This window comes from Xanthomonas sp. NCPPB 1068, assembly GCF_041479385.2.
In the GTDB taxonomy this organism is placed as follows: domain Bacteria; phylum Pseudomonadota; class Gammaproteobacteria; order Xanthomonadales; family Xanthomonadaceae; genus Xanthomonas; species Xanthomonas cannabis.
Map to the genome: position 1 here is coordinate 551,023 of NZ_CM192986.1, position 22,319 is coordinate 573,341.

Genomic DNA, 22,319 nt, shown 5'->3' on the forward strand with positions numbered 1-22,319 from the left:
CGGCCTTCAAGAAAATTGGAGGCTGATCCTGCCTCCGCCCGTCGTCCCTGCTATGGCCTTCCATCCTCCGGGTCAGCCATGACATGGCAATGACAGCCGGGCGACAGCACGTATTCACGATCCCCCGAGTGGCGCGCTGCTAGCCTGCGCCAATCACCCTTACAGCATCGGCAGCGCGCATGGCCCCGTCCCACTGGCGTCTGATCCTCAACGGCAAGTCCACCGACAATCTGGACCTGCGTGAGGCGGTGGGAACGCTGCGCAAGCGCGGTCTGCAGCTCGAGGTCCGGGTCACCTGGGAAGACGGTGATGCCGAGCGCTACGTCGCCGAGGCCGTGGCCGATGGCGTGCAGACGGTGATCGCCGCCGGTGGCGATGGCACGCTCAGCGAAGTGGCTGCTGCCCTGGCGCATCACGACGCCGACGCGGCCACCCTGCCATCGCTGGGCCTGGTGCCCCTGGGCACCGCCAACGACTTCGCCACGGCGGCCATGATTCCTATCGAACCCTTCGAGGCGCTCAGCCTGATCGCCGAGCGCCCGGCACAGGCGATCGACCTGCTGCGCCTGGACACCGCGCACGGCCCGCACTGGTGCGCCAACGTCGCCAGCGGCGGCTTCGGCACCCAGGTCACCGTGGAAACCGACGAAGGCCTGAAGAAGATGCTCGGCGGGCTGGCCTATCTGATCACCGGCATGTCGCGACTGGGCCGGATCGACCCGATCAGCGCCCGCTTCAGCGGCCCCGACTTTGAGTGGGACGGCGAATTCATCGCGCTGGGCCTGGGCAACGGGCGCCAGGCCGGCGGCGGCCAGGCGCTGTGCCCGGAGGCCTTGATCGACGACGGCCTGCTGGATGTCACCATCGTCCCAGCCCTCAACGGCGAAGTGGCCGCCACCCTCGGCACCCTGGTCACCGGCGGCAAGCAGGCGGCCCTGGAACGGGTGGCCGTGCGCGCCCGCGTGCCGTGGCTGGAGATCGCGTCCCACCAACCGCTGACCCTGAACCTGGACGGCGAGCCGGAAACTTCGCTGCATTTCCGCATCGCCTGCGTCCCGGCGCGGTTGCGGATGCATTTGCCTGCCGACTGTCCGTTGGTCGGGGGTTGAGTGCCGGGAATCGGGAATCGGGAATCGGGAATCGGGAATCGGGAATCGGAAGAGCGTGATCGGCCTGCGCTGATGTGCGGTCGCCCGGTCGATGCGTGCGCGCGAACGGGTAGCGCCATGCCATCTCGACGATCAAGGCCCGCTGTCTTTGGGCAGTCGCATTCAAATCAATCACCTCCGGCAGAAGCGAATCGCTGCGTTACAAGCTGAGCAACGACGACATACGCGAAGTGGCTGCGTCACAAGCGCAGCAACGACCAGCACGCGGCCCTGAGCCCCTCTCCCGCCGGGAGAGGGGTTGGGGTGAGGGTCCCTGCGCCGACATTGGCGCCGCCGCCACGACCCATGCTCCAAAGCAAAACCGCTCCTACAGCGCACCACACCCACATCCCGACGCGCGCTGCCCGTGTCCGACATCAGCCAATGCGCAAGCCCAACCAACCCCGGCCCGCCTTCGCAATTCGCACCCCTTTGGCCCCGGCCTGCTGCCCTGGGCCGACACTTGCGCTACAGTACCCGCGTGTCCCGCCTGACGACCCCACGCTCCTTCTCTTCCGCTCGCCGCTGGTGGCGATGGTGGCCCGTTGCCGTCGTCCGCCCCGCCACAGAGTCCCGGAAGGAAAGTCGTCTTGATCACTGCAGAGCAGTTCCAGCGCCAGGCCGCTGAAGGTCACACCCGTATCCCCGTTGTCCGCGAAGTGCTGTCCGACCTGGACACGCCGCTCTCGGTCTATCTCAAACTCGCCGACGGCGCCTACACCTACCTGTTCGAATCGGTCGAAGGCGGTGAGCGCTTCGGGCGCTACTCCATCATCGGCCTGCCGGCGCGGCGCGTGTACAGCTTCCGCGGCCACACGCTGGAAGTCAGCGAGCACGGCGAAGTCATCGAGACCCGTGAGGTCGCCGACCCGCTGGCCGAAGTCGATGCCTTGCGCGCCGAGCATTCGGTGCCGCAACTCGATGGCCTGCCCGGTTTCACCGGCGGGCTGGTGGGCTGGTTCGGTTTCGAGTGCATCCAGTACATCGAGCCGCGCCTTGGCAGCGGCGACAAACCCGACGAACTCGGCACGCCCGACATCCTGCTGATGCTCTCCGAAGAGCTGGCGGTGTTCGACAACCTCAAGGGCCGGCTGTACCTGATCGTGCACGCCGACCCGCGCCAGCCGCAGGCCTATGTGCGCGCCAACCGGCGTCTGGACGAACTGGCACATCGCCTGCGTCAGGGCGGCGCCGGCTATCCGCAGGCGCAGATTTCCGATGCCATCGACGAAGCGGATTTCCATTCCTCGTTTACCCGCGAGGAGTACCACGCGGTGGTGCGCAAGGCGCAGGAATACGTGCGCGCCGGCGACATCTTCCAGGTGGTGCCGTCGCAGCGGCTGCGCGTGCCGTTCCGCGCGCGCCCGGTGGATGTGTATCGCGCGCTGCGTGCGTTGAATCCCTCGCCGTACATGTATTTTCTCGACGTCGGTGGCACCCAGGTGGTCGGCTCCTCGCCGGAAATCCTGGCGCGCCTGCGCGATGGCGTGGTGACCGTGCGCCCGATCGCCGGCACTCGCCCGCGCGGTGCTACGCCGGAGCTGGATAAGGCACTGGAAGCCGAATTGCTGGCCGACCCCAAAGAGCGCGCCGAGCACGTGATGCTGATCGATCTGGGCCGCAATGATGTGGGTCGCGTCGCCGAACCGGGCACGGTCAAGGTGGGCGAGCAGTTCGTGATCGAACGCTATAGCCACGTCATGCATATCGTCAGCGAGGTCACCGGCACGCTCAAGGCCGGCCTGAATTACAGCGACGTGCTGCGCGCCACGTTCCCGGCCGGCACCGTCAGCGGCGCGCCGAAGATCCGTGCGCTGGAAATCATCCGCGAGCTGGAGCCGGTCAAGCGCAACGTGTACTCCGGCGCGGTCGGTTACATCGGCTGGCACGGCGATGCCGATACCGCCATTGCCATCCGCACCGCGGTGATCCAGGACGGCTATCTGTATGTGCAGGCCGGCGGCGGGGTGGTCTACGACTCCGACCCGGACCTGGAATGGCAGGAGACGATGAACAAGGGCCGCGCACTGTTCCGCGCAGTCGCCCAGGCGGCCAAGGGCCTGTGATGGACGGGCAGGGTAGTGGAGCGCGCATCAGTTTCCGCAACGACTACAGCGAAGGCGCGCATCCGCGTCTGCTGCAGGCGGTGGCGCAGGCCAGCGCCGAGCAGCATGCCGGTTACGGCACCGACCGGCTGAGCGCACGTGCTGCAGGGTTGATACGCACCGCCGTCGCGCAACCGCACGCGGATGTGCATCTGCTGGTCGGTGGCACGCAGACCAACCTGATTGCGATCAGCGCGTTCCTGCGCCCGCACCAGGCGGTGATTGCAGTGGAGGCCGGGCACATCGCCACGCACGAAACCGGCGCCATCGAAGCCACCGGCCATAAGGTACTCACCGTGCCCGCGCCGCACGACAAGTTGACCCCGGCATTGATCCAGCCGGTGCTGGAGGTGCACAGCAACGAGCACATGGTGCAGCCGCGCCTGGTCTATATTTCCGACAGCACCGAAAGCGGCACCATCTACACGCATGCCGAACTCGACGCCCTGTCGCGGTTCTGCCGCGCAAACGATCTGCTGCTGTACCTGGACGGCGCGCGCCTGGGTGCCGCGCTGACTGCCGACGGCAACGATCTGGATCTGCCCACCATTGCCGCACTGACCGATGCGTTCTACATCGGCGGCACCAAGAATGGCGCGCTGCTCGGCGAAGCACTGGTCATCGTCAATCCCGCATTGCAGGCCGATCTGCGTTACCTGATCAAACAGCGTGGTGCATTGCTGGCCAAGGGTATGGTGCTCGGTTCGCAATTCGCAGCGTTGTTCGAAGACGGCTTGTTCTTCGAACTGGCCGCGCACGCCAACGCCATGGCGCAGCGCCTACGTGCCGGCCTGCTCGCGGCCGGCGCGCACTTCACCAGTGACTCGCCAACCAATCAACAGTTCATCGCCGTCGGCGCGCAACACGCTGCGCAGTTGGCACAACGCTACGACTTCGAGCGCTGGGAAGTGCGCGCCGACGGCAGTCATGTGATCCGCTTCGTCACGTCGTGGGCCACCACGCCCGAAGCGGTGGATCGCCTATGTGCGGATGTGGCAGCTCTTCTGCAGGGTCCTGCCGTGCAGGGCCATGACTAGACATCAAGGAAGACGACAATGAAAAAGATCATCGCTTGGACGCTTGCCGCTGCCCTGATCCTGCCCGCCGTGGGCGCAGCGCAGATCAATACCTTGCCATCGCAGCCGCATTTGCTGGTGAAAGGTCAGGCGTTCCGCACGGTGGATCCGGATCGCTTCATCATTGACCTCAAGGTCAGCAAGACCGATCCGCAGCCCGATCTGGCACGCAAGTTCGTTGAAGACCGTGCACGGGTTGTTCTGGATGGATTGCAGCGAAATCACGTACTCAAAGATTCGCTTTATGCATCCGCGCTGACGATTGCCCCGCAATCGCGTTACGAGGCAGGCAAGTCCGTCTTCGAAGGGACCAGGGTAGAGCGCAGGATCCGCGGCACCTTTACCTCGTTGAAGGATGTACGTGCCTTTCTCGGCGGCTTGGACGCCACTGAGTCCGTGCAGGTGCTGTCGATGCAGACCACCTACGGTGATGCCGCCGCATTGCGCGCTGAGCTCAAGCGTGAAGCTGCCACTCAGTCGCGCGAATCGGCCCAAGGGCTCGCCGCCGCCTATGGCGTGCGCCTTGGTGGGATCTACAGCATTTCCGATGTCGCCCCCAGCTTCGCCTACGGCGTCGAAGCAGGCACCTGGTCGGCCCCCAACGCGCCAAGGCCGGGCTCAATGGTGTCTCCGCCATCTCCACCGGCCCCACCGCCGCCGCCCGCTCCAGGCGCGGGTGCACAGGGTATTGGCGAAAGTCTGCTGACCGGCACCATCACCTATACCGAAAACATCTATGCGGTCTTCCTGATCGCGCAATGAGTCCTTTGCCATGCTGCTGATGCTCGATAACTACGACAGCTTCACCTACAACCTCGTGCAGTACCTGCAGGCGCTGGGCGCCGAGGTCACGGTGGTGCGCAACGATGCGATGAGCGTCGACCAGATCGCCGCGCTGAGGCCCGAGCGCATCGTGATCTCGCCCGGTCCGTGCACGCCGAACGAGGCCGGCATTTCGCTGCAGCTGATCGAACAGCTGGGGCAGACCACGCCGATCCTGGGCGTGTGTCTGGGCCACCAGAGCATCGGTCAGGTGTATGGCGGCGATGTGATCCGTGCGGGCAACATCATGCACGGCAAGACCTCGCCGATTCGCCACGAAGGCAAGGGCGTGTTCGCCGGCCTGCCGGACAGCTACGAGGCCACGCGCTATCACTCGCTGGTGGTGGACAAGACCACTCTGCCGGATGCGCTGGAAGTCACCGCCTGGACCGAAAATCCGGATGGCTCGGTGGAAGAGATCATGGGCCTGCGCCATCGCCAGTTTCCGGTGGAAGGCGTGCAGTTCCACCCCGAGTCGATCCTGACCCAGCACGGTCATGCGCTGCTGAAAAACTTTCTGCAGCGTTGATCGCGATGGTCCTCGCGCACATGGCCGTCATTGGCGCAGCTTGCATCGGCATCCACGCACCAGTGGGGAGCGCGGCTGTCTACGAGACGCTAGGCCGCCGCTCGCGGACGGCCTCGCCGATGCATGCAACCAGCGCTTTTCCCACCCAGTAATGCCTGCGCGCGTCGCAGTCACCAGAGATCGCTTCACGATGAATCAGCCCGACGACAACGTCCATTTCTATGAGCCGACCCAGGGCCACGGTCTGCCACACGATCCGTTCAATGCCATCGTCGGCCCGCGCCCGATCGGCTGGATCGGCTCGCGCAGCGTCGAGGGCATTGCCAATCTGGCGCCGTACAGCTTTTTCAATGCCTTCAACTACACGCCGCCGATCGTCGGCTTTGCCAGCATCGGTCGCAAGGACAGCCTGCGCAATATCGAGGCCACTGGCGAATTCACCTGGAATCTGGCGACCCGCCCGCTGGCCGAAGCAATGAACGCCAGCGCGGCGATGGTGCCCTCCGATGTCGACGAATTCGATCTTGCCGGCCTGCAGATGGCGCCATCACGCCTGATCGCTGCGCCACGGGTTGCCGCCAGCCCGGTGAGCTTCGAATGCCGGCTCAGCCAGCTGCTGCCGCTGCAGACCGCCACCGGCCGCGCCGTCGAGACCTGGTTGGTGCTGGGCGAGGTCGTCGGCGTGCATCTGGCTGCGTCGGCACTGCACGAGGGCATCTACGACCCGGCCGCGGTGCAGACGATTCTGCGCGCAGGCGGGCCGGCCGATTACTACGAAGTGCAGCCGCAAGCGCGCTTTCGCATGAAGCGTCCAGGCCAATGATCGCCACAGGTGCAGCCGCTTCGCCCTGGTACATCTGCTAGCTTGCGCGCGTTCCCACACTGATCGAGCGCGGCGCACGTCGCCTGCGTAGCCACCCATCACGTTCTGCCACGGTTGTTCCCATGCCCATCACACCGCAAGAAGCCCTGCAGCGCACCATCGAACACCGCGAAATCTTCCACGACGAAATGGTCGAGCTGATGCGGCAGATCATGCGTGGCGAGGTGTCGGACATGATGGTCGCCGCCATCCTCACCGGGCTGCGGGTCAAGAAGGAAACCATCGGCGAGATCGCCGGCGCCGCCACCGTGATGCGCGAGTTCTCGCGCCGCGTAGAGGTGAGCGATCGCCAGCACATGGTCGATATCGTCGGTACCGGCGGCGATGGCTCGCACACCTTCAATATTTCCACCTGCGCGATGTTCGTGGCTGCGGCCGGTGGCGCGAAGGTGGCCAAGCATGGCAACCGCAGCGTGTCGTCCAAGTCCGGCAGTGCCGATGCGCTGGAAGCGCTGGGCGCGGTGATCGAGCTCCAACCCGAGCAGGTGGCGGCCTCGCTGGCGCACACCGGTATCGGCTTCATGTATGCGCCGGTGCATCACCCGGCCATGAAGGTGGTGGCGCCGGTGCGTCGCGAAATGGGCGTGCGCACCATCTTCAACATCCTCGGCCCGCTGACCAACCCCGCCGGTTCGCCCAACATCCTGATGGGCGTGTTCCACCCGGATCTGGTCGGCATCCAGGCGCGTGTGCTGCAGGAACTGGGCGCCGAGCGCGCACTGGTGGTGTGGGGCCGCGATGGCATGGACGAGCTTTCGCTCGGCGCCGGCACCTTGGTGGGCGAACTGCGCGATGGCCAGGTACGCGAGTACGAAGTGCACCCGGAAGACTTCGGCATCGCCATGTCGGCCAGCCGCAACCTCAAGGTGGCCGATGCCGCGCAATCGCGCACGATGCTGCTGCAGGTGCTGGACAACGTGCCCGGCCCGGCCCTGGACATCGTCGCGCTCAACGCCGGCGCTGCGCTGTACGTGGCCGGCGTGGCCGAGAGCATCGCAGACGGCGTCGTGCGCGCCCGCGCGGTGCTGGCCGATGGCTCGGCACGCGCGCGGCTGGACGGCTATGTCGCCTTCACCCGCCAGATCGCCGCATCGGCCTGACCATGCACCTGCCAGCACTGCGCCGGCCATCACACCGCGGCATCCTCACCAGTGCGCTGGCATGCTGCGCAGGTGGGTGCGCAGCGACGGTGCGGTGTCGCCGTCTTGACCGATAATGCCCGCCCGCCAGGACCCGATACGATGAGCGACATCCTCAACACCATCCTTGCCCGCAAGGCCGACGAAGTGGCCGAGCGCAGCGCGCGCGTGCCATTGGCAGAACTGGTCGCGCGCAGCGCGGATCTGCCGTCCACGCGCGGTTTTGCCGCCGCCATGCAGGCCAGCATCGCCGCTGGCGACCCGGCGGTGATCGCCGAGGTGAAAAAGGCCAGCCCGTCCAAGGGCGTGATCCGCCCGGACTTCCACCCGGCCGACATCGCGGTCAGCTACGAATTCGGTGGCGCCAGCTGCCTGTCGGTGCTGACCGACGTGGATTTCTTCCAGGGCGCCGATGCCTACCTGCGCCAGGCGCGCGAGGCCTGCACGCTGCCGGTGTTGCGCAAGGATTTCACCGTCGACCCGTACCAGGTCTACGAGGCGCGCGTGCTGGGGGCCGACTGCATCCTGCTGATCGTCTCGGCACTGGAGGATGCGCAGCTGGCCGACCTGTCCGGTCTGGCCATGCAACTGGGGCTGGACGTGCTGGTGGAAGTGCACGACATCGACGAGCTCGAGCGCGCGGTGCAGGTGCCGGTGCCGTTGATCGGCATCAACAACCGCAACCTGCGCACCTTCGAGGTTTCGCTGCAGACCACCCTGGACATGCGCGCCGCGGTACCACGCGACCGCGTCCTGGTCACCGAGAGCGGCATCGTCACCCATGCCGACGTGCAGCTGATGCGCAGCCACGGCGTGAACGCGTTTCTGGTCGGCGAGACCTTCATGCGCGCGCCCGAACCCGGCGAGTCGCTGCGTCAGCTATTCTTCGCGCATGACTGAGTCGTTTCCCGCACCGCGCGACGATGCACCGCTGGTGGTCTTCGACTTCGACCACACGTTGTACGACGGCGATTCCGGCAGCCATCTGTTTGCCTGGCTGATCAAGCGCAACCCGTTGCGCCTGCTGGTGGCGTTGCTGGCATCGCCCATTCTGGGGCCGATGGTGGCGATGTTGCCCACCCGTCGGCGCGGCGTGTCCGGCTACGTCTGGATCGCCACGTTCGGCCTGCACCGCGCGCGCGAGTTCAACCGGTTCATCGACGCCTATGTGCTCAAGCATGAAGCGCAGATCCGGCAGCGCCTGCTGCCCCACGCCTTGAAGGTGTTCACCGACCACCGCGCCGCCGGTGACCGCGTGGTGGTCGCCACGGGGGCCCCGCCCGAGCTTGCGCGCGCCATTCTCGGCTTTGTCGCCCACCAGGATGTACCGGTGATCGGCAGCCTGGTCGGCCCGCGCCTGGGTGCGGTCACCGCGCGGCGGCACTGCCACAACGAAGAGAAGATGCGCATGTTGCGCGAGCGCGGCTACGCCGACATTGCCATCGCCTATTCCGACAGCACCGCAGACCTGCCGCTATTGAAGGCGGCCCGCGCCCCGGTGGTGGTCAATCCCAAGGCCAATCGCGAAGCGTTGTTCCGCCAGGTGCTGCCTGCCGGCACGCCGATCCTCAACTGGGGTTGCCGCGACCGCGGCGGCAAGGCGCTCTAAGGCCCGCTTGTTTCTATACAGCGGGGCGCGTGCACATCCGAGGGCCCGCAAGCCCAAGCCGTGCAGCACGGCGTCAGGCACAGGCGCAAGCACTGAGCAGACGCAAGCACTAGCGCCAGCGTGTCGTGGCGACAGTCAGAGCCACCGCGGTGCTGGCCAAAGCGTAGCCACCAGCACAAGCACACGGCGCTGCACCGACTGCATTGGACCTGCACCACTCACCACGCGCAACGTACGCACTGCGCACCAACTCGACACGAGCTCCGCGCAGCGGCGTGGAGGGCCGCAAGCATCAGCCCGCTACAGCCTGGATTGCATCAGCCCGGTTTGCCGTTCTGGAAACAACGGTCGGTGCGACCTCCGCACCGACCGTGGATCGCTGGCGGTGTCTTAGCGCGTGCCGTACAGCACGACGGTCTTGCCGCGTGCATGCAACAGGCCGTCGGCCTGCAGCTTCTTGAGCACCCGACCGGCCATTTCGCGCGAGCAACCGACCAGGCGTGCCAGCTCCTGCCGCGACACGCGCAGCTGGGTGCCCTGCGGGTGGCTCATCGCCTCGGGCTCCTTGGACAGATCGTGCAGGGTGCGCACGATGCGGTCGGTCACGTCCAGGAAGGCCAGGCGGCTGGCTTTCCTTGTGGTGTCGAGCAGCCGTTTTGAAAGCTGAACACCCAGGGCGTACAGGATGCGCGGTGCATCCGGCGACAGGCTGGTCTGGAACAGCTGCTGCAGGCGCTCGTAGCTGATCTCCGCCAACTCGCACTGGGTGCGGGTACGCAGGATCACTTCGCGGGTATCGGATTCGATGAACAACCCCATCTCGCCGACGAACTCGCCGCTCCCGAAGTAGCCCAGCACCAACTCACGATCGTCATCTTCCTCGGCAATGATGCTCACCGAGCCGCTGATGACGTAGTAGAGGGTGCCGGCCGGGTCTCCTGGCCGGAACACATCGGTCCGGGTCGGATAGCGCCTGCGGTGGCTGTGCGCCAGAAAACGCTCGATGGTGCCCGCGTCCAGCGCCAGGGAAGGGGTAGCGTTACGTACCGTCGTAGTCACAACCGTCGTGTTTCCTGGGCTCATGGTAGTTCCGCGTGTAATTCCCGAAGCTTAACGGCATGAGTCATGCAAGGTAAACCATTCTCAACATCGGCATTTCGTTGCTGGGATCTTTGGCTCATAATTGACTCCTTTCCCGCTTTCCATAAGGACAGACCGACGTGGTCAAGCCGTTGCCTCGCCTGAGGCTACAGGGGTTCAACAACCTCACCAAGGCGCTGAGCTTCAACATCTACGACGTCTGTTATGCGCGTACCGAAGAAGAGCGTCAGCGCTACATCGAGTATATCGATGAGCAGTACGACGCCGATCGCCTGACGCAGATCCTGACCGATGTGGCCGAGATCATCGGTGCCAACATCCTCAATATCGCACGCCAGGACTACGATCCGCAGGGCGCATCGGTGACGATCCTGATCTCCGAAGAGCCGGTGATCGACAAGAAGCAGGCCGGCAAGGAGTTGATCTCCGATGCCGTGGTTGCTCATATGGACAAGAGCCATATCACGGTCCATACATATCCGGAAACGCATCCGCAGGAAGGCATCGCCACCTTCCGCGCCGACATCGACGTCGCCACGTGCGGGGTCATCTCGCCGTTGAAGGCGCTGAACTACCTGATCGAGAGTCTGGAATCGGACATCGTGATCATGGACTACCGCGTCCGCGGCTTCACGCGCGACGTGAAGGGCAAAAAGCACTACATCGATCACAAGATCAACTCGATCCAGCACTTCCTGGCCAAGAACGTGAAGTCGCGTTACGAGATGTTCGACGTGAACGTCTATCAGGAAAACATCTTCCACACCAAGATGCACCTGAAAGACTTCGATCTGGATCAGTACCTGTTCGAAGAGCGTGCCAAGAACCTTTCGTTCAAGGAGCGCATGAAGATCGAAACGCTGCTCAAGCGCGAGATCGAAGAGCTGTTCCACGGGCGTAACCTGAGCGAGTAAGCGCAGCGAACGACCGATGCGCGCCTGTTCGCAGGTGTGCAACCGAATCAAGGCGGGACGGCCCGCCACGCGATGACCTCGCGTTCCACAGCCGACGGCGGCCCAGTGTGCACACACTGGGTCGCTTTTTTTTGTCCGTTTTTTCTGTGAGGAGTACTGCAATGCCTTGGATCTATCTCGTTCTGGCCGGCGTGTTCGAAATCGGCTTCGCCATGGGGCTCAAGTACAGCGATGGCTTCACCCGACTGTGGCCAACCGTGCTGACCATCGGCCTGGCCGGCATCAGCCTGTGGTTGCTGACCCAGGCCCTGAAGACCATTCCGGTAGGCACCGGCTACGCGATCTGGACCGGCATCGGCGCGCTGGGCGTGACCATCGCCGGCATCGCACTGTTCGGCGACAGCGCTTCATGGTCACGGCTGGCCTGCATCGGGCTGATCGTCGCCGGCGTGATCGGGTTGAAGTTGGTCAGTTAGTCAGCCCGCTGCGCGGGCCGGCGCCCCACGTTCGCCAATCCCGAATCCCAAATCCCGGCTAGAGCCGGTAGGCCACCGTCTTCATCAGCTTGGACGCCAGCGCCATGGCGGTGGGGATGGGGGGCGGCAACAGGCGTGCGCCGGCCTGCTCGGCCTGATCGGCATGGCGGGCTTCGTCGATCTTCATCACGCGCAGGATCGCGCGGCTGCGCTGGTCGGTTGCGGGCAGGGTTTCCAGGTGTTCGTCCAGGTGGGCTTCCACCTGGCGTTCGGTCTCGACCACGAAGCCCAGGCTCCAGTCGTCCCCGCGCAGCCCGGCCAGCGCGCCGAGAGCATAGCTGCCGGCATACCAGAGCGGGTTGAACAGGCTGGGGCGGCTGTCCAGCTCGTGCAGGCGATCGGCACACCAGGACAGGTGGTCGGTTTCTTCCTGCGCGGCTTCCAGCAGATGGTGCTGGGTGTGTGCGTCGCGGGCGACCGCGGCCTGCCCGAAATACAGGCCTTGGGCGCAGACTTCGCCGACGTGGTTGATGCGCATCAGGCCGGCGGCATGGCGGCGCTGGTCGGGTGACAAGGCGGTATCCGGGGTGTCGGCGGCGGGATTGGGGCGCTCGGCAGGCGGGTTGCCGAAGACGGTCTCCAGCGCGCGCTGGGCTTCGACCAGCAGCCGGTCGAGCGGACTTTGCAGTCGGGTAGGGGTGGTCTGGGTCATGCAGGGATTCTGGCCCCCGGCCGACCCGCTGCCAACCGCCCGCCACTCGCGGTGGGGGCGGCTTGCGCCGCGGTGGGCTGGCGCGTACAATCCCGCCTCTTCTGTTTCGCCTTCACAACGCGTGGCAAAGTTCCAGTGGTCTTCGGCCGCTGCAATCCGCCCGACCACTCAAGAGTTTTCTCATGACTACGTTCACCGCCAAGTCCGAGACCGTCCAGCGCGACTGGTATCTCGTTGACGCCGCCGGCAAGACGCTCGGCCGTCTGTCCACCGAACTGGCCCGCCGCCTGCGCGGCAAGCACAAGCCGGTTTATACCCCTCACGTCGATACCGGCGATTACCTCGTGGTGATCAACGCCGAGAAGATCGTTGTCACGGGCAACAAGCTGAAAGACAAGAAGTATCACCGCTTCACCGGCTACATCGGTAACCTGAAGACCGAGAGCCTGGAGCAGGCGCTGCAGCGCCACCCGGAGCGCGTGATCGAAATCGCCGTCAAGGGCATGCTGCCGAAGGGCCCCCTGGGCCGCACCATGTACCGCAAGCTCAAGGTCTATTCGGGTGCCGAGCATCCGCACGCCGCCCAGCAGCCGCAAGTTCTGGATATCTAATCATGGCTATCACGCAAAACTACGGCACTGGCCGCCGCAAGTCCTCCACCGCTCGCGTGTTCCTGCGCAAGGGCACCGGCAAGATCACCGTCAACGACCGTCCGCTGGACGAGTTCTTCGGCCGTGAGACGGCGCGCATGATCGTGCGTCAGCCGCTCGAGCTCACCAAGAACACCGAGAGCTTCGACATCCTAGTCACCGCCTCCGGCGGCGGCACCACCGGCCAGGCCGGTGCGATCCGTCTGGGCATCGCCCGTGCGCTGGTCGAGTACGACGAAACCCTGAAGTCCGAGCTGCGCAAGGCTGGCTTCATGACCCGCGACGCCCGTGAAGTCGAGCGTAAGAAGGTCGGTCTGCACAAGGCACGTCGCGCGACCCAGTTCTCCAAGCGCTGATCCATCGCGTTTGCTGCGCCCCGGTTCCCCGGGGCCGCTGCTTCAAAAGCCCGGCATTGCCGGGCTTTTGTCGTTTTGGGCGATCCCTAAGCGCGCGCCCACCTAGGGCAATGGCAAGGCAGGGGCCTGCCCGATCGATTGGCGTGGCACGGCAGTAGTCGCGGCAGGAGGAGGCGAGGCGGCATGGCGCGCGTGTGTCGGTCGGTGCGGCCGTGCTTCCGAAGTGCCAGACGGCGTCGCGGCTGCTTGGTGCATCAATGCGCCGACGGCGGTGACGGTCGTCCCGTACGGGCGCGATCAGCTTGCGACGTCGTAGTGCCTGTCCCGGTATCGGTTGGGTAGAGGTGGCTACGCCGTTGGCGCGTTGCTCTGCGAACGGCCAGCCGGGTCATGGCGGCAACAAAAAAGGCCCGATCTTTCGATCGGACCTTCTGTGTCTGGCTGCCCCGGATGGATTCGAACCACCGAATGCCTGAGTCAGAGTCAGGTGCCTTACCGCTTGGCGACGGGGCAATAAAAACGTGTTGTCCCAGAGTATCGCATGCCTGGGCAGGCCTGGATACCTTGGTGGCTATGGGTGGACTCGAACCACCGACCCCAGCATTATGAGTGCTGTGCTCTAACCGGCTGAGCTACATAGCCTAGGGAGCCGGCAATTCTCACGAAGCATCCGCGTGTTGTCAAGCATTTCGTTTTCAGCTTGTGAGCCGGGCGTCGCCGTGGCAGAGTCGGTGACAGTAGATTTTCAGGAGTCCGCATCGTGATCGATCCGGACGGCTTCCGGCCAAACGTCGGTATTGTGCTGATGCGCAAGGACGGTCAGGTGTTCTGGGCACGACGTGTGCGCAGGGACGGCTGGCAGTTCCCGCAAGGCGGCATGAATACCGACGAGACGCCCGTCGAAGCCATGTACCGCGAGTTGCGCGAAGAAACCGGGTTGTTGCCTGAGCATGTGGAACTGCTCGGCGCCACGCCCGGCTGGCTACGCTATCGCCTGCCGAGCCGGGCGGTGCGCCGCAACGAGCGGCAGGTCTGCATCGGGCAGAAGCAGGTGTGGTTCCTGCTGCAGTTCACCGGCGACGAATCCCATCTCAAGCTCGACCATACCGACACGCCGGAGTTCGACCACTGGCGCTGGGTGGATTTCTGGTACCCGGTCGAGCACGTGGTGATGTTCAAGCGCGGGGTCTATGCGCGTGCGCTGCGCCACCTGGCGCCGCTCGCGCAGAATCTGGCAGGGCCGGCTGCGGTCGGGGTCATGCCGGAGCGTGCGCTGGAGGCATGGTTGCCGGGCAGCAGCGCGGCCGGTCACGACAGCCCGCGCAAACGCCCACGCAAGCGGGGCGGGCCTCGCCAAGTACGGATTAATAATGATTAACGTTTGGAATTGACACCTATTCTCGTTTGCGGTGCAATCGGTGCCGGTCCTCTCCGGATCGCAAGCACCCGACCGATACCGTGTACGTCTGCATCTGTAATGGGGTCACCGACCACCAGATCCGCGAAGCGGCCGACAACGGCTGCGCCAGCCTGGCCGAGCTAACCATGCGAACCGGCTGCGGCTCCAACTGCGGTTCGTGCCTGGACATGGCAGCCGACCTGCTGCACCAGGCGCACGCAACACGTGCGCTGCCGCTACCGCTGGTGGGGCTGGCGAGCGCTGCCTAGGGAACCTGCTGCGCGGCGGTCGGTCGTGGTGGCGTCTCCTGGCCCGCTGTGGATCGCTTCACCGCATAGCCGCGCTATCGGGTCGCTGCGTCCGGACTTCTGCCCAAGCCAGAGACGAGGTCTCTGGGCTCCATCGTTGGTCAGTGTCTCTGACTACAGTGTGGTGTTGTCGCGCTTGCGTTGATCGCAGCTCGCGCATCGGCAAGTGCTCCGCTGCGGTCGTTGCGATGACTGCCGGGGGCAGCCCGCTCGCCCCTAGAGATGGCCTCGTTGGTCTTGGCGGGCATCACGCAACTGATCACGATTCGCGTTCCTTCATGCCTTGCGCCAACGCGTTAAAGTGCGGCCGGCTCACTGTCTCGGAGACATCGCATGAAGGGCGATACCAAGGTCATCGAGTACCTCAACAAGGTGCTCTACAACGAACTCACTGCGATCAACCAGTATTTTCTGCACGCCAAGATGCTGAAGAACTGGGGCCTGAAGGAACTGGCCGAGCATGAGTACAAGGAATCCATCGATGAAATGAAGCATGCGGACAAGCTGTCCGACCGCATCCTGTTTCTCGAGGGACTGCCGAATTTCCAGGCGTTGGGCAAGCTGCGCATCGGCGAAAACCCGACCGAGATGTTTCGCTGCGACCTGACGCTGGAGCGCGAGGCGGTGGTCGTGCTGCGCGAAGCCGTGGCGTATGCGGAGACCGTCGGTGATTACGTGAGCCGCCAGCTGCTGGTGGATATCCTGGAGTCCGAAGAAGAGCACATCGATTGGCTGGAAACCCAGCTGGATCTGGTGGCGCGTATCGGCGAGCCGAACTACCTGCTGACCAAGCTGGATGACTGAACGCGCTGAGCGCCCGGTGGGCGCAGGACGCTGAGTTGGTGATGGGCAGTTGGGCCGGGTAAGAGCGGTTGGCTGCTGGTAGTTGTTTCGCTTCGGGCGTCTGGCTTTGCGCCTGAATTGCATGCTTCGCGCGTGGCTCCACCTCATGCATCTTCCGGTGGGAATGGACTTGGTGCACCCTTATCGTGTGACGCGTTCTTTGTTGTTCGTTGCGTTGTCGCGATGGTCACGCAGGCGGGAATGTGCGTGGGCGACGGAGTGTTTGTCACTTGATGCGCTGTTGGCCGTGGTTCGCGTTGCGGGTTGGTGCGCAGCTCGTTGCGTGCATAGCGATGGGTGTGAATTGCGGGTGGCTTTGCCCCGTACCCTCACCCCAACCCCTCTCCCGGCGGGAGAGGGGCTTAGTCATGCTGCCAGCGTCTGGCAACATCTGACTGACGTCAGACGTCAGACATCCGGAATCCCGAATCCCGTAACGATGGCGATCGTCAGCCGGCTGCGCGGGTTGCGGCCTGCAGGCGGGCGACCTGGCCCAGCAGGGCGAGGCGGGCGCGGGCGTATTCGGCGATGACCAGGGCGACCATGACCGAGGGCCGTTCGATGGTGCCGGTACGCGCGGCCAGTTCGATGCGGCGTGCCGCATTGGACACGGTCAGGGCGCCGACGTTGGCGCTGGACGACTTGAGGGTGTGGGCCAGGTCGCGCAGCTGCATGCTGTCGCGGTTGGCGGCCGCAGCTTCCAGCTGTTCGATGATGCCCGGGGCGTCGTCCAGGAACAGCTGCAGGATGGTAATGGTGTCGGCGCCTGCCACTTCGTACAGCTCGTCGATGACGCCGCTGTCCAGGATCGGCAGCGCGCGGGCCTGGGCGCCGGCGCTGGCGCTTTCGGGATCGGCCGGCGCTGCACCGCTGCTGGGGCCCGGGAGCAACGGCTGACGGGGCAGCCAGCGCTGCAGGCAGGCATCGAGCTGCTCGCGGGCGACCGGCTTGGAGAGGTAGTCGTCCATGCCGGCAGCCAGGCAGCGTTCGCGGTCGCCGGCCATGGCGTTGGCGGTCATCGCCACGATCGGGATCGGGCGGCCGCCGCTTTCGGTTTCCATTGCACGCCAGCGGCGGGTGGCGGCATAGCCGTCCAGTACCGGCATCTGGCAGTCCATGAACACCATGTCGTAACGGGTCGATTCCATGCGGCTCAGTGCCGCTTCGCCGTCGGTGGCGGTGTCGGCCTCGAAGCCAAGAACCGCCAGCAGCTTCTGCGCCACCAGCAGGTTCACCGGGTTGTCCTCGACCAGCAGGATGCGCACCTCGCGCGCATTGGCCATGGGCGGCGCCAGCGGCTCGGGAATCATCGCCGACGTCAGTGCCGGTGCGTGGACAGGCTTGGGCTCCGGTGGCAGCACCAGCGTGCGCAGCAGCTCGTCCGGGCTCTGCCGCGGGACCAGGGTGGCGTTGTCCTGCAGTTCGGCGGGCACCGGCTCGTCGCCGTAGAGCCAGATCAGCTGCGAGCCGCTGCTGTCCTGCGCGCGGGCCAGCGCGCGATGCACGGCGCGCGCGCTGTAGCGCAGGGTGTCGTGGTCGGCAATGACGCAGCGGAAGCCTTCGCCGTCGCTGTGGCGGCGCACGCGTTCGAGCGCGTCCTGGGTGGTTTCCATCAGCACATGCGACACGCCCCAGCTGTCGAGCAGGCGCTTGAGCCGCTGCGTCAGGCGCGCATCGGAGCTGATCACCATGACCCGCGCGGCATCGGCGCCGGTGGCCTGCTGCAGGTCGCCGATGACCTTGAGCAAGGGAATCTCGAACCAGAACGTGGCGCCGCGCCCGGGCTCGGATTCCACGCCGATGCGGCCGCCCATCAGGTCGATGATGCGCTTGCAGATGGCCAGCCCCAGCCCGGTGCCGCCGTACAGGCGGGTGGTGGAGGCGTCGGCCTGGGCGAAGGAGCGGAACAGGCGCGCCTGCTGGTCCGGGGCGATGCCGATGCCGGTGTCGCGCACCTGGAAGCGCAACAGATGCTGGGCACGGGTTTCGCCCAGGCGGCGCAGCTGGATATCGATGCTGCCACGCTCGGTGAACTTGATCGCATTGCCGATCAGGTTGCCCAGCACCTGGCGCAGGCGGATCGGGTCGCCGCGGACCAGCAGGCGCACCGATGGCTCGATGTCCAGCCCCAGGCGCAGCTGGCGGCTTTCGGCGGTGCGTTGCAGCAGCTGGACGACGCCGTCGAGCAGCTCGCGCAGGTTGAAGGTGGTGATTTCCAGTTCGAGTTTGTTGGCTTCGAGCTTGGAGTAATCGAGGATGTCGTCGACGATGCGCAGCAGCTGCAGCGAGCTGCCGGTGGCGGTCTGCAGCATGTCGCGCTGGTCCAGGCTGAGCTGGCCGCTGGAGATCAGCTCCAGCATCGGAATGATGCCGTTGAGCGGGGTGCGGATTTCGTGGCTCATGGTGGCCAGGAACTCGCCCTTGGCCAGCGCAGCGGCTTCGGCTGCCTGCTTGGCGCGGAGCAGTTCCTGTTCGAGTTCGCCGTGGCGTTGCAGTTCCTGCTGCAGCCGCTCGCGCGCAAGGTCGGCTTCTTCCAGGCGCTGCGCCAGCAGTTGCTGCAGGCGGACGCTGCGATAGGCCGCCACGGCCGCGCAACCGGCAAACACCACGGCCAGCGCGGCAGCGGCGGCGGTCAGCGCGCGCCACGGGCCCGGGACGGCACTCCATTGCAGGCCTGCGCCCAGTGCGGCGGCGAGTGCGGCGACTGCAACCAGGATGCTCCAGCCGCGAAGGCGTCCTGCCTGTGCCGTCACTCAGAGCACCGCGTTCGTGAAGTCGAAGTCCAGTTCCTTGCCGACGGTCTGCACCAGGTTGCCCTGGATGAAATCCACGCCGCTCATCCACATGGCGGCCGCTGCCTGCGGGTCTTCGATGCGTTGGCCGATGATCAGCAGGCCGCGTTGGTGGGCGATGTCGATGACGCCGCGCAACTGGTCACGCACCGCGGCATTGCCATGCGCATCGGCAAAGCGATTGGCCATGCGCACGAAGCTCAGCGGTAACTGGCTCAGCAGCGCATTGGCTTCGTCGCCGGGCTCGAACTGGCTCAGGCAGAACTGCACGCCGGCCGGCATCAACCTGGCGCAGAACTGCTGCACGGTGACGGCGTGGATCAAGGCATCGTCCAGGCGCAGGTCCACGATCAACGATTGCCCGGCCACGCCACGTTCCACCAGCGCCTTGAGCAGCCAGTCTGCAAACGCGTCGCGCGCCAGCGTGCGCGGGGATTGCGACACGAACAGGCGCAGCGGCGGGCTGGCGTGCTGGTACAGGTGGAGCAGACCCAGCGCGTGGTCCATGACCTGCTGGTCCAGATCGGCAATGCGCCCGGCCGCTTCGGCGGCAGGAATCACCTGGCCGGCCGACAGCAGGGTGCCATCGGCCTGGCGCAGCCGCAGCAGCACCTGGTATTGCGCGGTGTCGCCGCCGGCCACGGCCACGATCGGCTGATAGGCCAGCTCGAGCTGGCCTTCGACCAGGCGCAGTTGCTCCTGCTGTTCGGCCTGGCTGGGGGCCAGATAGGTCTGCACGCCGTCGCTGCGCAGGCGCGCCTGCAGGGCGGTGCGTTCCACTGCTTCCAGCGCGCTGCCGGTATCGTCGAAGCCCAGGCTCAACGCTGCCGCGCCGATGGCGCAGCGCACGTGCACGGATTCTTCTTCGCGCACCGGGAAGGCGTTGGCGGAAAGGCGCTCGCGGATCTCCAGCGCGCGCTGCTCCAGGCCGGCTTCGTCCATGTCCACGGCCAGCAACAGGAAGCTGTTGTCGTTCAGACGCGCCAGCGGGTACGGCTGGGCGGCGGTGGCCAGACGATGGCCGGCCTGGGTCATCAGGCGCTCGTAGGCGGCATAGCCATAACGCTCGCGCAGGCCGAGCGCACTGGCGATCTCGATGAAGAACAGCCCGCCGGACTGCTTGCGCTCCAGCGCATCGGCAAGCAGCTGCATCACGTGGCCACGCGTGGGCAAACCGGTTTCCGGGTTGCTGCGCACGCTGACCTGTTCGCCGGCCTGCTGCAACGCCTGTTGGCGTGCGCGACGGATGCGGTTGGACACCGCGGCAATCAGGTGGCGCGGGCGGATCGGCTTGGTCAGGAAGTCGTCGGCGCCGCTGTCGAGCACTTCGAACTGACGCTCCGGGTCCGGGTCGCCGGTGAGAAAGACGATCGGCAGCAGGTGCTGGCCGGGTTGCTGGCGGATCAGGGTGGTCAGGCGGATGCCGTCCAGCTCGGGCATGTGCAGATCCATCAGGATCAGATCCGGGTGATAGTCCTGGATCGCCTGCGGCACGCTGGCAGCGGTCATTTCCACCTGCGCATGCATGCCGGCGCCATGCAGCACGCTCTGTGCGAACAAGGCCTGCGAACGGTCGTCTTCGACGATCAGCACCCGATACGGTGCGTCGGCAGCGATGGTGTCGCCGCCGTCGAGGCTGGCGCCAGCCATCGCCGCGGTGGGGGACGACGCCGCTGCAATGGGCGAGTGGCCGGCCTGGCTGACCGCCCGCGCTGGCGCCGCCCCCGGCGTAGGCCCGGGGGCGGCAGCGAGGATGGGTGCGGGAATGATGGCGGCGCTCACCGGCGCGGCAACGTCGGACGCGCCGGCGGCCTCGTCGGCCCAGCGGCGCCAGTAGTCGGCCGGCGGTGTCTCGGCGCGCAGCGGGCGATTACGCGTGGCGGTGTCGTCACGGGTGGTGAAAGGAACCGGATCTCGGGCGGCCATCGATACTCCCTACAGTCGCGATGATTATGCGATGAACTTCACGATAGCGGGGAGCGGCGTGGAGCCGGCGTGCTGGCAGCGCGCACCGGCGTCACCAGCCGGCGCATGCCACGCCACAACAGCCGCCACACCCACCACACCACCAGCGCGGCCACCACGCTGGAGCCCACCGCAACACTCAGTGCCAGCCACGGGTGCGCCAGGGCCAGCGCCAGGGCGGCGGTGGCGATGGTGTCTTCGGCCAGCGAGGCGACCCAGTTGCTGGCCGGTTCGGGCGAGGTATTGAGCAGGGCGCGGGTGCCGGCCTTGAGCGTGTGGCTGGTCAGCGCCACGCCGGCACCGGCCGCCAGGGCGCCGGCGCCCAGATCGCCATCCGGGGACAGCGTGGCGGCGGCCAAAAATGCACCGGCCGGCACGCGCGCCAGGGTCTGCAGCAGATCCCAGCCCGAGTCCACGCCCGGGATCTTGTCGGCGAAGAATTCGGCCACGGCCAAGGCGCCGGAGGTGCCCAGTACCCACCACGACTGCGCCGGATGCAGGGCAGGCGGCAACTCGATCCAGCCGAGCAGCCCGGCCAGGCCGACGCCGAACACGGTGAGGTAGACGCGGATGCCGGCCAGCCAGGCCAGCAGGATGCCGATCACGAACAGATGGGCTTCGCTCATGGCGTTGCTTCCTGCGGACAATGCGGAACTATCGGATAACGGCCGTTCCAGCGCCAGCGCGACGGTCGACAAGGCTCTGGCACACTACGCCGCCGACCACAGCGCCGGCCCGTCCGGACCCGATGCCCATGAGACCAGCCGCACGCGTTCAGATCGTCCACCGGGAGTCGGGCGGTGGCCGTGCGACCGGCCGCTGGCTGTGGATCGTGCTGGCCCTGGTCTGGCTGGCGTCGTTGGCCGGGGTGTGGTGGATGGCCACACGCACCGCGGCACCGCGCCTGGTCCAGGCCGAGGCGGCACTGCAGCAGGCCCAGCGCAGCCAGGCCCAGCAGCGGCGCACCATCGAGCAATTGCAGCAGCGCCAGGTCAACCTGGCGATGTCGGACAAGATCAGCCGGGCCGCCAATACCGAAGTGCAGGCCTCGCTGGCCGAGCGCGACGAGCAGATTGCCGCGCTGCGTGCCGATGTGGCGTTCTACGAGCGGCTGGTGGGCTCCACGGCGCAGCGCAAGGGGCTCAACGCGCATTCGGTGCAGTTCACCGCCGAAGCCGGCGGTACCTGGAATTACAGCGTGGTGCTGACCCAGAACCTCAACCGCGGCGCGATCAGCCGGGGCCAGCTGCGCTTTGCGGTGGAAGGCGTGCGCGCCGGCAAGCTGGTGACGGTGAGCTGGAACGAGTTGCACCAGACGCCTGATGCCGCCGGCCAGCCTTACTCGTTCCGCTATTTTCAGCAGCTCGATGGCAGCGTCATCCTGCCGAAGGATTTCACCCCGCAACGTGTCAAAATCTCCCTGAGCGGCGATGGGGCGCCGGTCACTCAGACATTCGACTGGAAAGTCGCCGGCAATGGCGCGGGGGAGTAG

The 22,319-nt window shown here is 65.9% G+C and carries 22 protein-coding genes and 2 tRNA genes; 17 read left to right on the forward strand and 7 right to left on the reverse strand.

Annotated features, from left to right (window positions below; all coding sequences use genetic code 11):
• The first annotated feature begins 179 nt into the window (after nucleotides 1-179).
• From yegS to ACCQ12_RS02430, 9 genes are all read left to right on the forward strand, one after another.
• Entirely contained in the window at nucleotides 180-1,109 is a 930-nt protein-coding gene (gene yegS / locus ACCQ12_RS02390; RefSeq protein ID WP_039412760.1) for a lipid kinase YegS, read from the forward strand.
• Between the two features lie 629 nt (nucleotides 1,110-1,738).
• A complete protein-coding gene (gene trpE, locus ACCQ12_RS02395) occupies nucleotides 1,739-3,214 on the forward strand; it encodes an anthranilate synthase component I (protein WP_372382844.1) in 1,476 nt (491 codons plus the stop codon).
• Nucleotides 3,214-4,290: a threonine aldolase family protein gene (locus tag ACCQ12_RS02400; RefSeq protein ID WP_372382845.1), complete on the forward strand. Its 1,077-nt coding sequence runs from the start codon at nucleotides 3,214-3,216 to the stop codon at nucleotides 4,288-4,290. Before trpE ends, ACCQ12_RS02400 begins: the two co-directional genes overlap by 1 nt.
• An 18-nt stretch (nucleotides 4,291-4,308) precedes the next feature.
• Nucleotides 4,309-5,091, forward strand: a complete 783-nt coding sequence (locus ACCQ12_RS02405; protein WP_372382846.1) for an SIMPL domain-containing protein — start codon at nucleotides 4,309-4,311, stop codon at nucleotides 5,089-5,091.
• Between the two features lie 10 nt (nucleotides 5,092-5,101).
• Nucleotides 5,102-5,680 carry an anthranilate synthase component II gene (locus ACCQ12_RS02410; RefSeq protein ID WP_039413282.1) on the forward strand — a complete coding sequence of 193 codons (579 nt, stop codon included), beginning with the start codon at nucleotides 5,102-5,104 and terminating at the stop codon, nucleotides 5,678-5,680.
• 190 nt (nucleotides 5,681-5,870) lie between these two features.
• Entirely contained in the window at nucleotides 5,871-6,503 is a 633-nt protein-coding gene (locus tag ACCQ12_RS02415) for a flavin reductase family protein (RefSeq protein WP_372382847.1), read from the forward strand.
• A gap of 122 nt (nucleotides 6,504-6,625) precedes the next feature.
• Nucleotides 6,626-7,663 (forward strand): anthranilate phosphoribosyltransferase, encoded by a 1,038-nt coding sequence (gene trpD / locus ACCQ12_RS02420; protein ID WP_047693415.1) that lies wholly within the window; start codon nucleotides 6,626-6,628, stop codon nucleotides 7,661-7,663.
• Between the two features lie 141 nt (nucleotides 7,664-7,804).
• Nucleotides 7,805-8,602 (forward strand): indole-3-glycerol phosphate synthase TrpC, encoded by a 798-nt coding sequence (trpC, locus tag ACCQ12_RS02425; RefSeq protein WP_047693413.1) that lies wholly within the window; start codon nucleotides 7,805-7,807, stop codon nucleotides 8,600-8,602.
• Nucleotides 8,595-9,311 (forward strand): haloacid dehalogenase-like hydrolase, encoded by a 717-nt coding sequence (locus ACCQ12_RS02430; RefSeq protein ID WP_047693412.1) that lies wholly within the window; start codon nucleotides 8,595-8,597, stop codon nucleotides 9,309-9,311. Before trpC ends, ACCQ12_RS02430 begins: the two co-directional genes overlap by 8 nt.
• A gap of 390 nt (nucleotides 9,312-9,701) precedes the next feature.
• Here the strand turns inward: ACCQ12_RS02430 and crp are convergent, their stop codons facing one another.
• The gene (crp, locus tag ACCQ12_RS02435; RefSeq protein WP_029218612.1) at nucleotides 9,702-10,394 is read right to left on the reverse strand and encodes a cAMP-activated global transcriptional regulator CRP; all 693 of its coding nucleotides are present in this window, start codon (nucleotides 10,392-10,394) and stop codon (nucleotides 9,702-9,704) included.
• Nucleotides 10,395-10,531: 137 nt separating this feature from the next.
• On the opposite strand from crp, the gene speD reads away from it, so the two are divergent.
• Both speD and ACCQ12_RS02445 read left to right on the forward strand, forming a co-directional pair.
• A complete protein-coding gene (gene speD, locus ACCQ12_RS02440; protein ID WP_005990692.1) occupies nucleotides 10,532-11,326 on the forward strand; it encodes an adenosylmethionine decarboxylase in 795 nt (264 codons plus the stop codon).
• Nucleotides 11,327-11,487: 161 nt separating this feature from the next.
• Nucleotides 11,488-11,802 (forward strand): DMT family transporter, encoded by a 315-nt coding sequence (locus tag ACCQ12_RS02445; protein WP_039413262.1) that lies wholly within the window; start codon nucleotides 11,488-11,490, stop codon nucleotides 11,800-11,802.
• A gap of 58 nt (nucleotides 11,803-11,860) precedes the next feature.
• On the opposite strand, the gene coq7 is transcribed toward ACCQ12_RS02445, so the two are convergent.
• Nucleotides 11,861-12,514 carry a 2-polyprenyl-3-methyl-6-methoxy-1,4-benzoquinone monooxygenase gene (coq7, locus tag ACCQ12_RS02450; RefSeq protein WP_166743689.1) on the reverse strand — a complete coding sequence of 218 codons (654 nt, stop codon included), beginning with the start codon at nucleotides 12,512-12,514 and terminating at the stop codon, nucleotides 11,861-11,863.
• Between the two features lie 182 nt (nucleotides 12,515-12,696).
• Between coq7 and rplM the strand changes: the two genes are divergently transcribed.
• Nucleotides 12,697-13,125, forward strand: coding sequence for a 50S ribosomal protein L13 (rplM, locus tag ACCQ12_RS02455; protein ID WP_003483082.1), 429 nt, complete (start codon nucleotides 12,697-12,699; stop codon nucleotides 13,123-13,125).
• Between the two features lie 2 nt (nucleotides 13,126-13,127).
• Complete coding sequence (rpsI, locus tag ACCQ12_RS02460) at nucleotides 13,128-13,520, forward strand: 30S ribosomal protein S9 (RefSeq protein ID WP_005990700.1); 393 nt, start codon at nucleotides 13,128-13,130, stop codon at nucleotides 13,518-13,520.
• Nucleotides 13,521-13,958: 438 nt separating this feature from the next.
• Here rpsI and ACCQ12_RS02465 read toward each other — a convergent pair.
• Nucleotides 13,959-14,033, reverse strand: a tRNA-Gln gene (locus ACCQ12_RS02465).
• Between the two features lie 52 nt (nucleotides 14,034-14,085).
• Nucleotides 14,086-14,162: transfer RNA gene (locus tag ACCQ12_RS02470), tRNA-Met, on the reverse strand.
• Nucleotides 14,163-14,280: 118 nt separating this feature from the next.
• On the opposite strand from ACCQ12_RS02470, the gene ACCQ12_RS02475 reads away from it, so the two are divergent.
• The 3 genes from ACCQ12_RS02475 (at nucleotide 14,281) to bfr (ending at nucleotide 16,031) form a co-directional block, all read left to right on the forward strand.
• Complete coding sequence (locus ACCQ12_RS02475; protein ID WP_047693410.1) at nucleotides 14,281-14,898, forward strand: RNA pyrophosphohydrolase; 618 nt, start codon at nucleotides 14,281-14,283, stop codon at nucleotides 14,896-14,898.
• An 80-nt stretch (nucleotides 14,899-14,978) separates the two neighbouring features.
• On the forward strand, nucleotides 14,979-15,188 hold the full coding sequence (locus ACCQ12_RS02480; RefSeq protein WP_039408037.1) for a (2Fe-2S)-binding protein: 210 nt from the start codon (nucleotides 14,979-14,981) through the stop codon (nucleotides 15,186-15,188).
• A gap of 372 nt (nucleotides 15,189-15,560) precedes the next feature.
• The gene (gene bfr, locus ACCQ12_RS02485; RefSeq protein ID WP_039408039.1) at nucleotides 15,561-16,031 is read left to right on the forward strand and encodes a bacterioferritin; all 471 of its coding nucleotides are present in this window, start codon (nucleotides 15,561-15,563) and stop codon (nucleotides 16,029-16,031) included.
• Between the two features lie 488 nt (nucleotides 16,032-16,519).
• On the opposite strand, the gene ACCQ12_RS02490 is transcribed toward bfr, so the two are convergent.
• From ACCQ12_RS02490 to ACCQ12_RS02500, 3 genes are read right to left on the reverse strand one after another with little or no spacing between them, the layout of a single operon-like run.
• On the reverse strand, nucleotides 16,520-18,784 hold the full coding sequence (locus ACCQ12_RS02490) for an ATP-binding protein (RefSeq protein ID WP_372383535.1): 2,265 nt from the start codon (nucleotides 18,782-18,784) through the stop codon (nucleotides 16,520-16,522).
• Between the two features lie 39 nt (nucleotides 18,785-18,823).
• Nucleotides 18,824-20,788 (reverse strand): EAL domain-containing protein, encoded by a 1,965-nt coding sequence (locus tag ACCQ12_RS02495; protein ID WP_372382848.1) that lies wholly within the window; start codon nucleotides 20,786-20,788, stop codon nucleotides 18,824-18,826.
• 38 nt (nucleotides 20,789-20,826) lie between these two features.
• A complete protein-coding gene (locus ACCQ12_RS02500) occupies nucleotides 20,827-21,453 on the reverse strand; it encodes a DUF4126 domain-containing protein (RefSeq protein ID WP_372382849.1) in 627 nt (208 codons plus the stop codon).
• A gap of 128 nt (nucleotides 21,454-21,581) precedes the next feature.
• On the opposite strand from ACCQ12_RS02500, the gene ACCQ12_RS02505 reads away from it, so the two are divergent.
• On the forward strand, nucleotides 21,582-22,319 hold the full coding sequence (locus tag ACCQ12_RS02505) for a DUF6776 family protein (protein ID WP_372382850.1): 738 nt from the start codon (nucleotides 21,582-21,584) through the stop codon (nucleotides 22,317-22,319).

Bases quoted from the DNA above. Each gene is read 5' to 3' on its own strand.
- yegS (WP_039412760.1), top strand. From the start codon at position 180: ATGGCCCCGTCCCACTGGCGTCTGATCCTCAACGGCAAGTCCACCGAC.
- ACCQ12_RS02400 (WP_372382845.1), top strand. From the start codon at position 3,214: ATGGACGGGCAGGGTAGTGGAGCGCGCATCAGTTTCCGCAACGACTAC.
- ACCQ12_RS02405 (WP_372382846.1), top strand. From the start codon at position 4,309: ATGAAAAAGATCATCGCTTGGACGCTTGCCGCTGCCCTGATCCTGCCC.
- ACCQ12_RS02410 (WP_039413282.1), top strand. From the start codon at position 5,102: ATGCTGCTGATGCTCGATAACTACGACAGCTTCACCTACAACCTCGTG.
- ACCQ12_RS02415 (WP_372382847.1), top strand. From the start codon at position 5,871: ATGAATCAGCCCGACGACAACGTCCATTTCTATGAGCCGACCCAGGGC.
- trpD (WP_047693415.1), top strand. From the start codon at position 6,626: ATGCCCATCACACCGCAAGAAGCCCTGCAGCGCACCATCGAACACCGC.
- trpC (WP_047693413.1), top strand. From the start codon at position 7,805: ATGAGCGACATCCTCAACACCATCCTTGCCCGCAAGGCCGACGAAGTG.
- ACCQ12_RS02430 (WP_047693412.1), top strand. From the start codon at position 8,595: ATGACTGAGTCGTTTCCCGCACCGCGCGACGATGCACCGCTGGTGGTC.
- crp (WP_029218612.1), bottom strand. From the start codon at position 10,394: ATGAGCCCAGGAAACACGACGGTTGTGACTACGACGGTACGTAACGCT.
- ACCQ12_RS02445 (WP_039413262.1), top strand. From the start codon at position 11,488: ATGCCTTGGATCTATCTCGTTCTGGCCGGCGTGTTCGAAATCGGCTTC.
- coq7 (WP_166743689.1), bottom strand. From the start codon at position 12,514: ATGACCCAGACCACCCCTACCCGACTGCAAAGTCCGCTCGACCGGCTG.
- rplM (WP_003483082.1), top strand. From the start codon at position 12,697: ATGACTACGTTCACCGCCAAGTCCGAGACCGTCCAGCGCGACTGGTAT.
- rpsI (WP_005990700.1), top strand. From the start codon at position 13,128: ATGGCTATCACGCAAAACTACGGCACTGGCCGCCGCAAGTCCTCCACC.
- bfr (WP_039408039.1), top strand. From the start codon at position 15,561: ATGAAGGGCGATACCAAGGTCATCGAGTACCTCAACAAGGTGCTCTAC.
- ACCQ12_RS02495 (WP_372382848.1), bottom strand. From the start codon at position 20,788: ATGGCCGCCCGAGATCCGGTTCCTTTCACCACCCGTGACGACACCGCC.
- ACCQ12_RS02500 (WP_372382849.1), bottom strand. From the start codon at position 21,453: ATGAGCGAAGCCCATCTGTTCGTGATCGGCATCCTGCTGGCCTGGCTG.
- ACCQ12_RS02505 (WP_372382850.1), top strand. From the start codon at position 21,582: ATGAGACCAGCCGCACGCGTTCAGATCGTCCACCGGGAGTCGGGCGGT.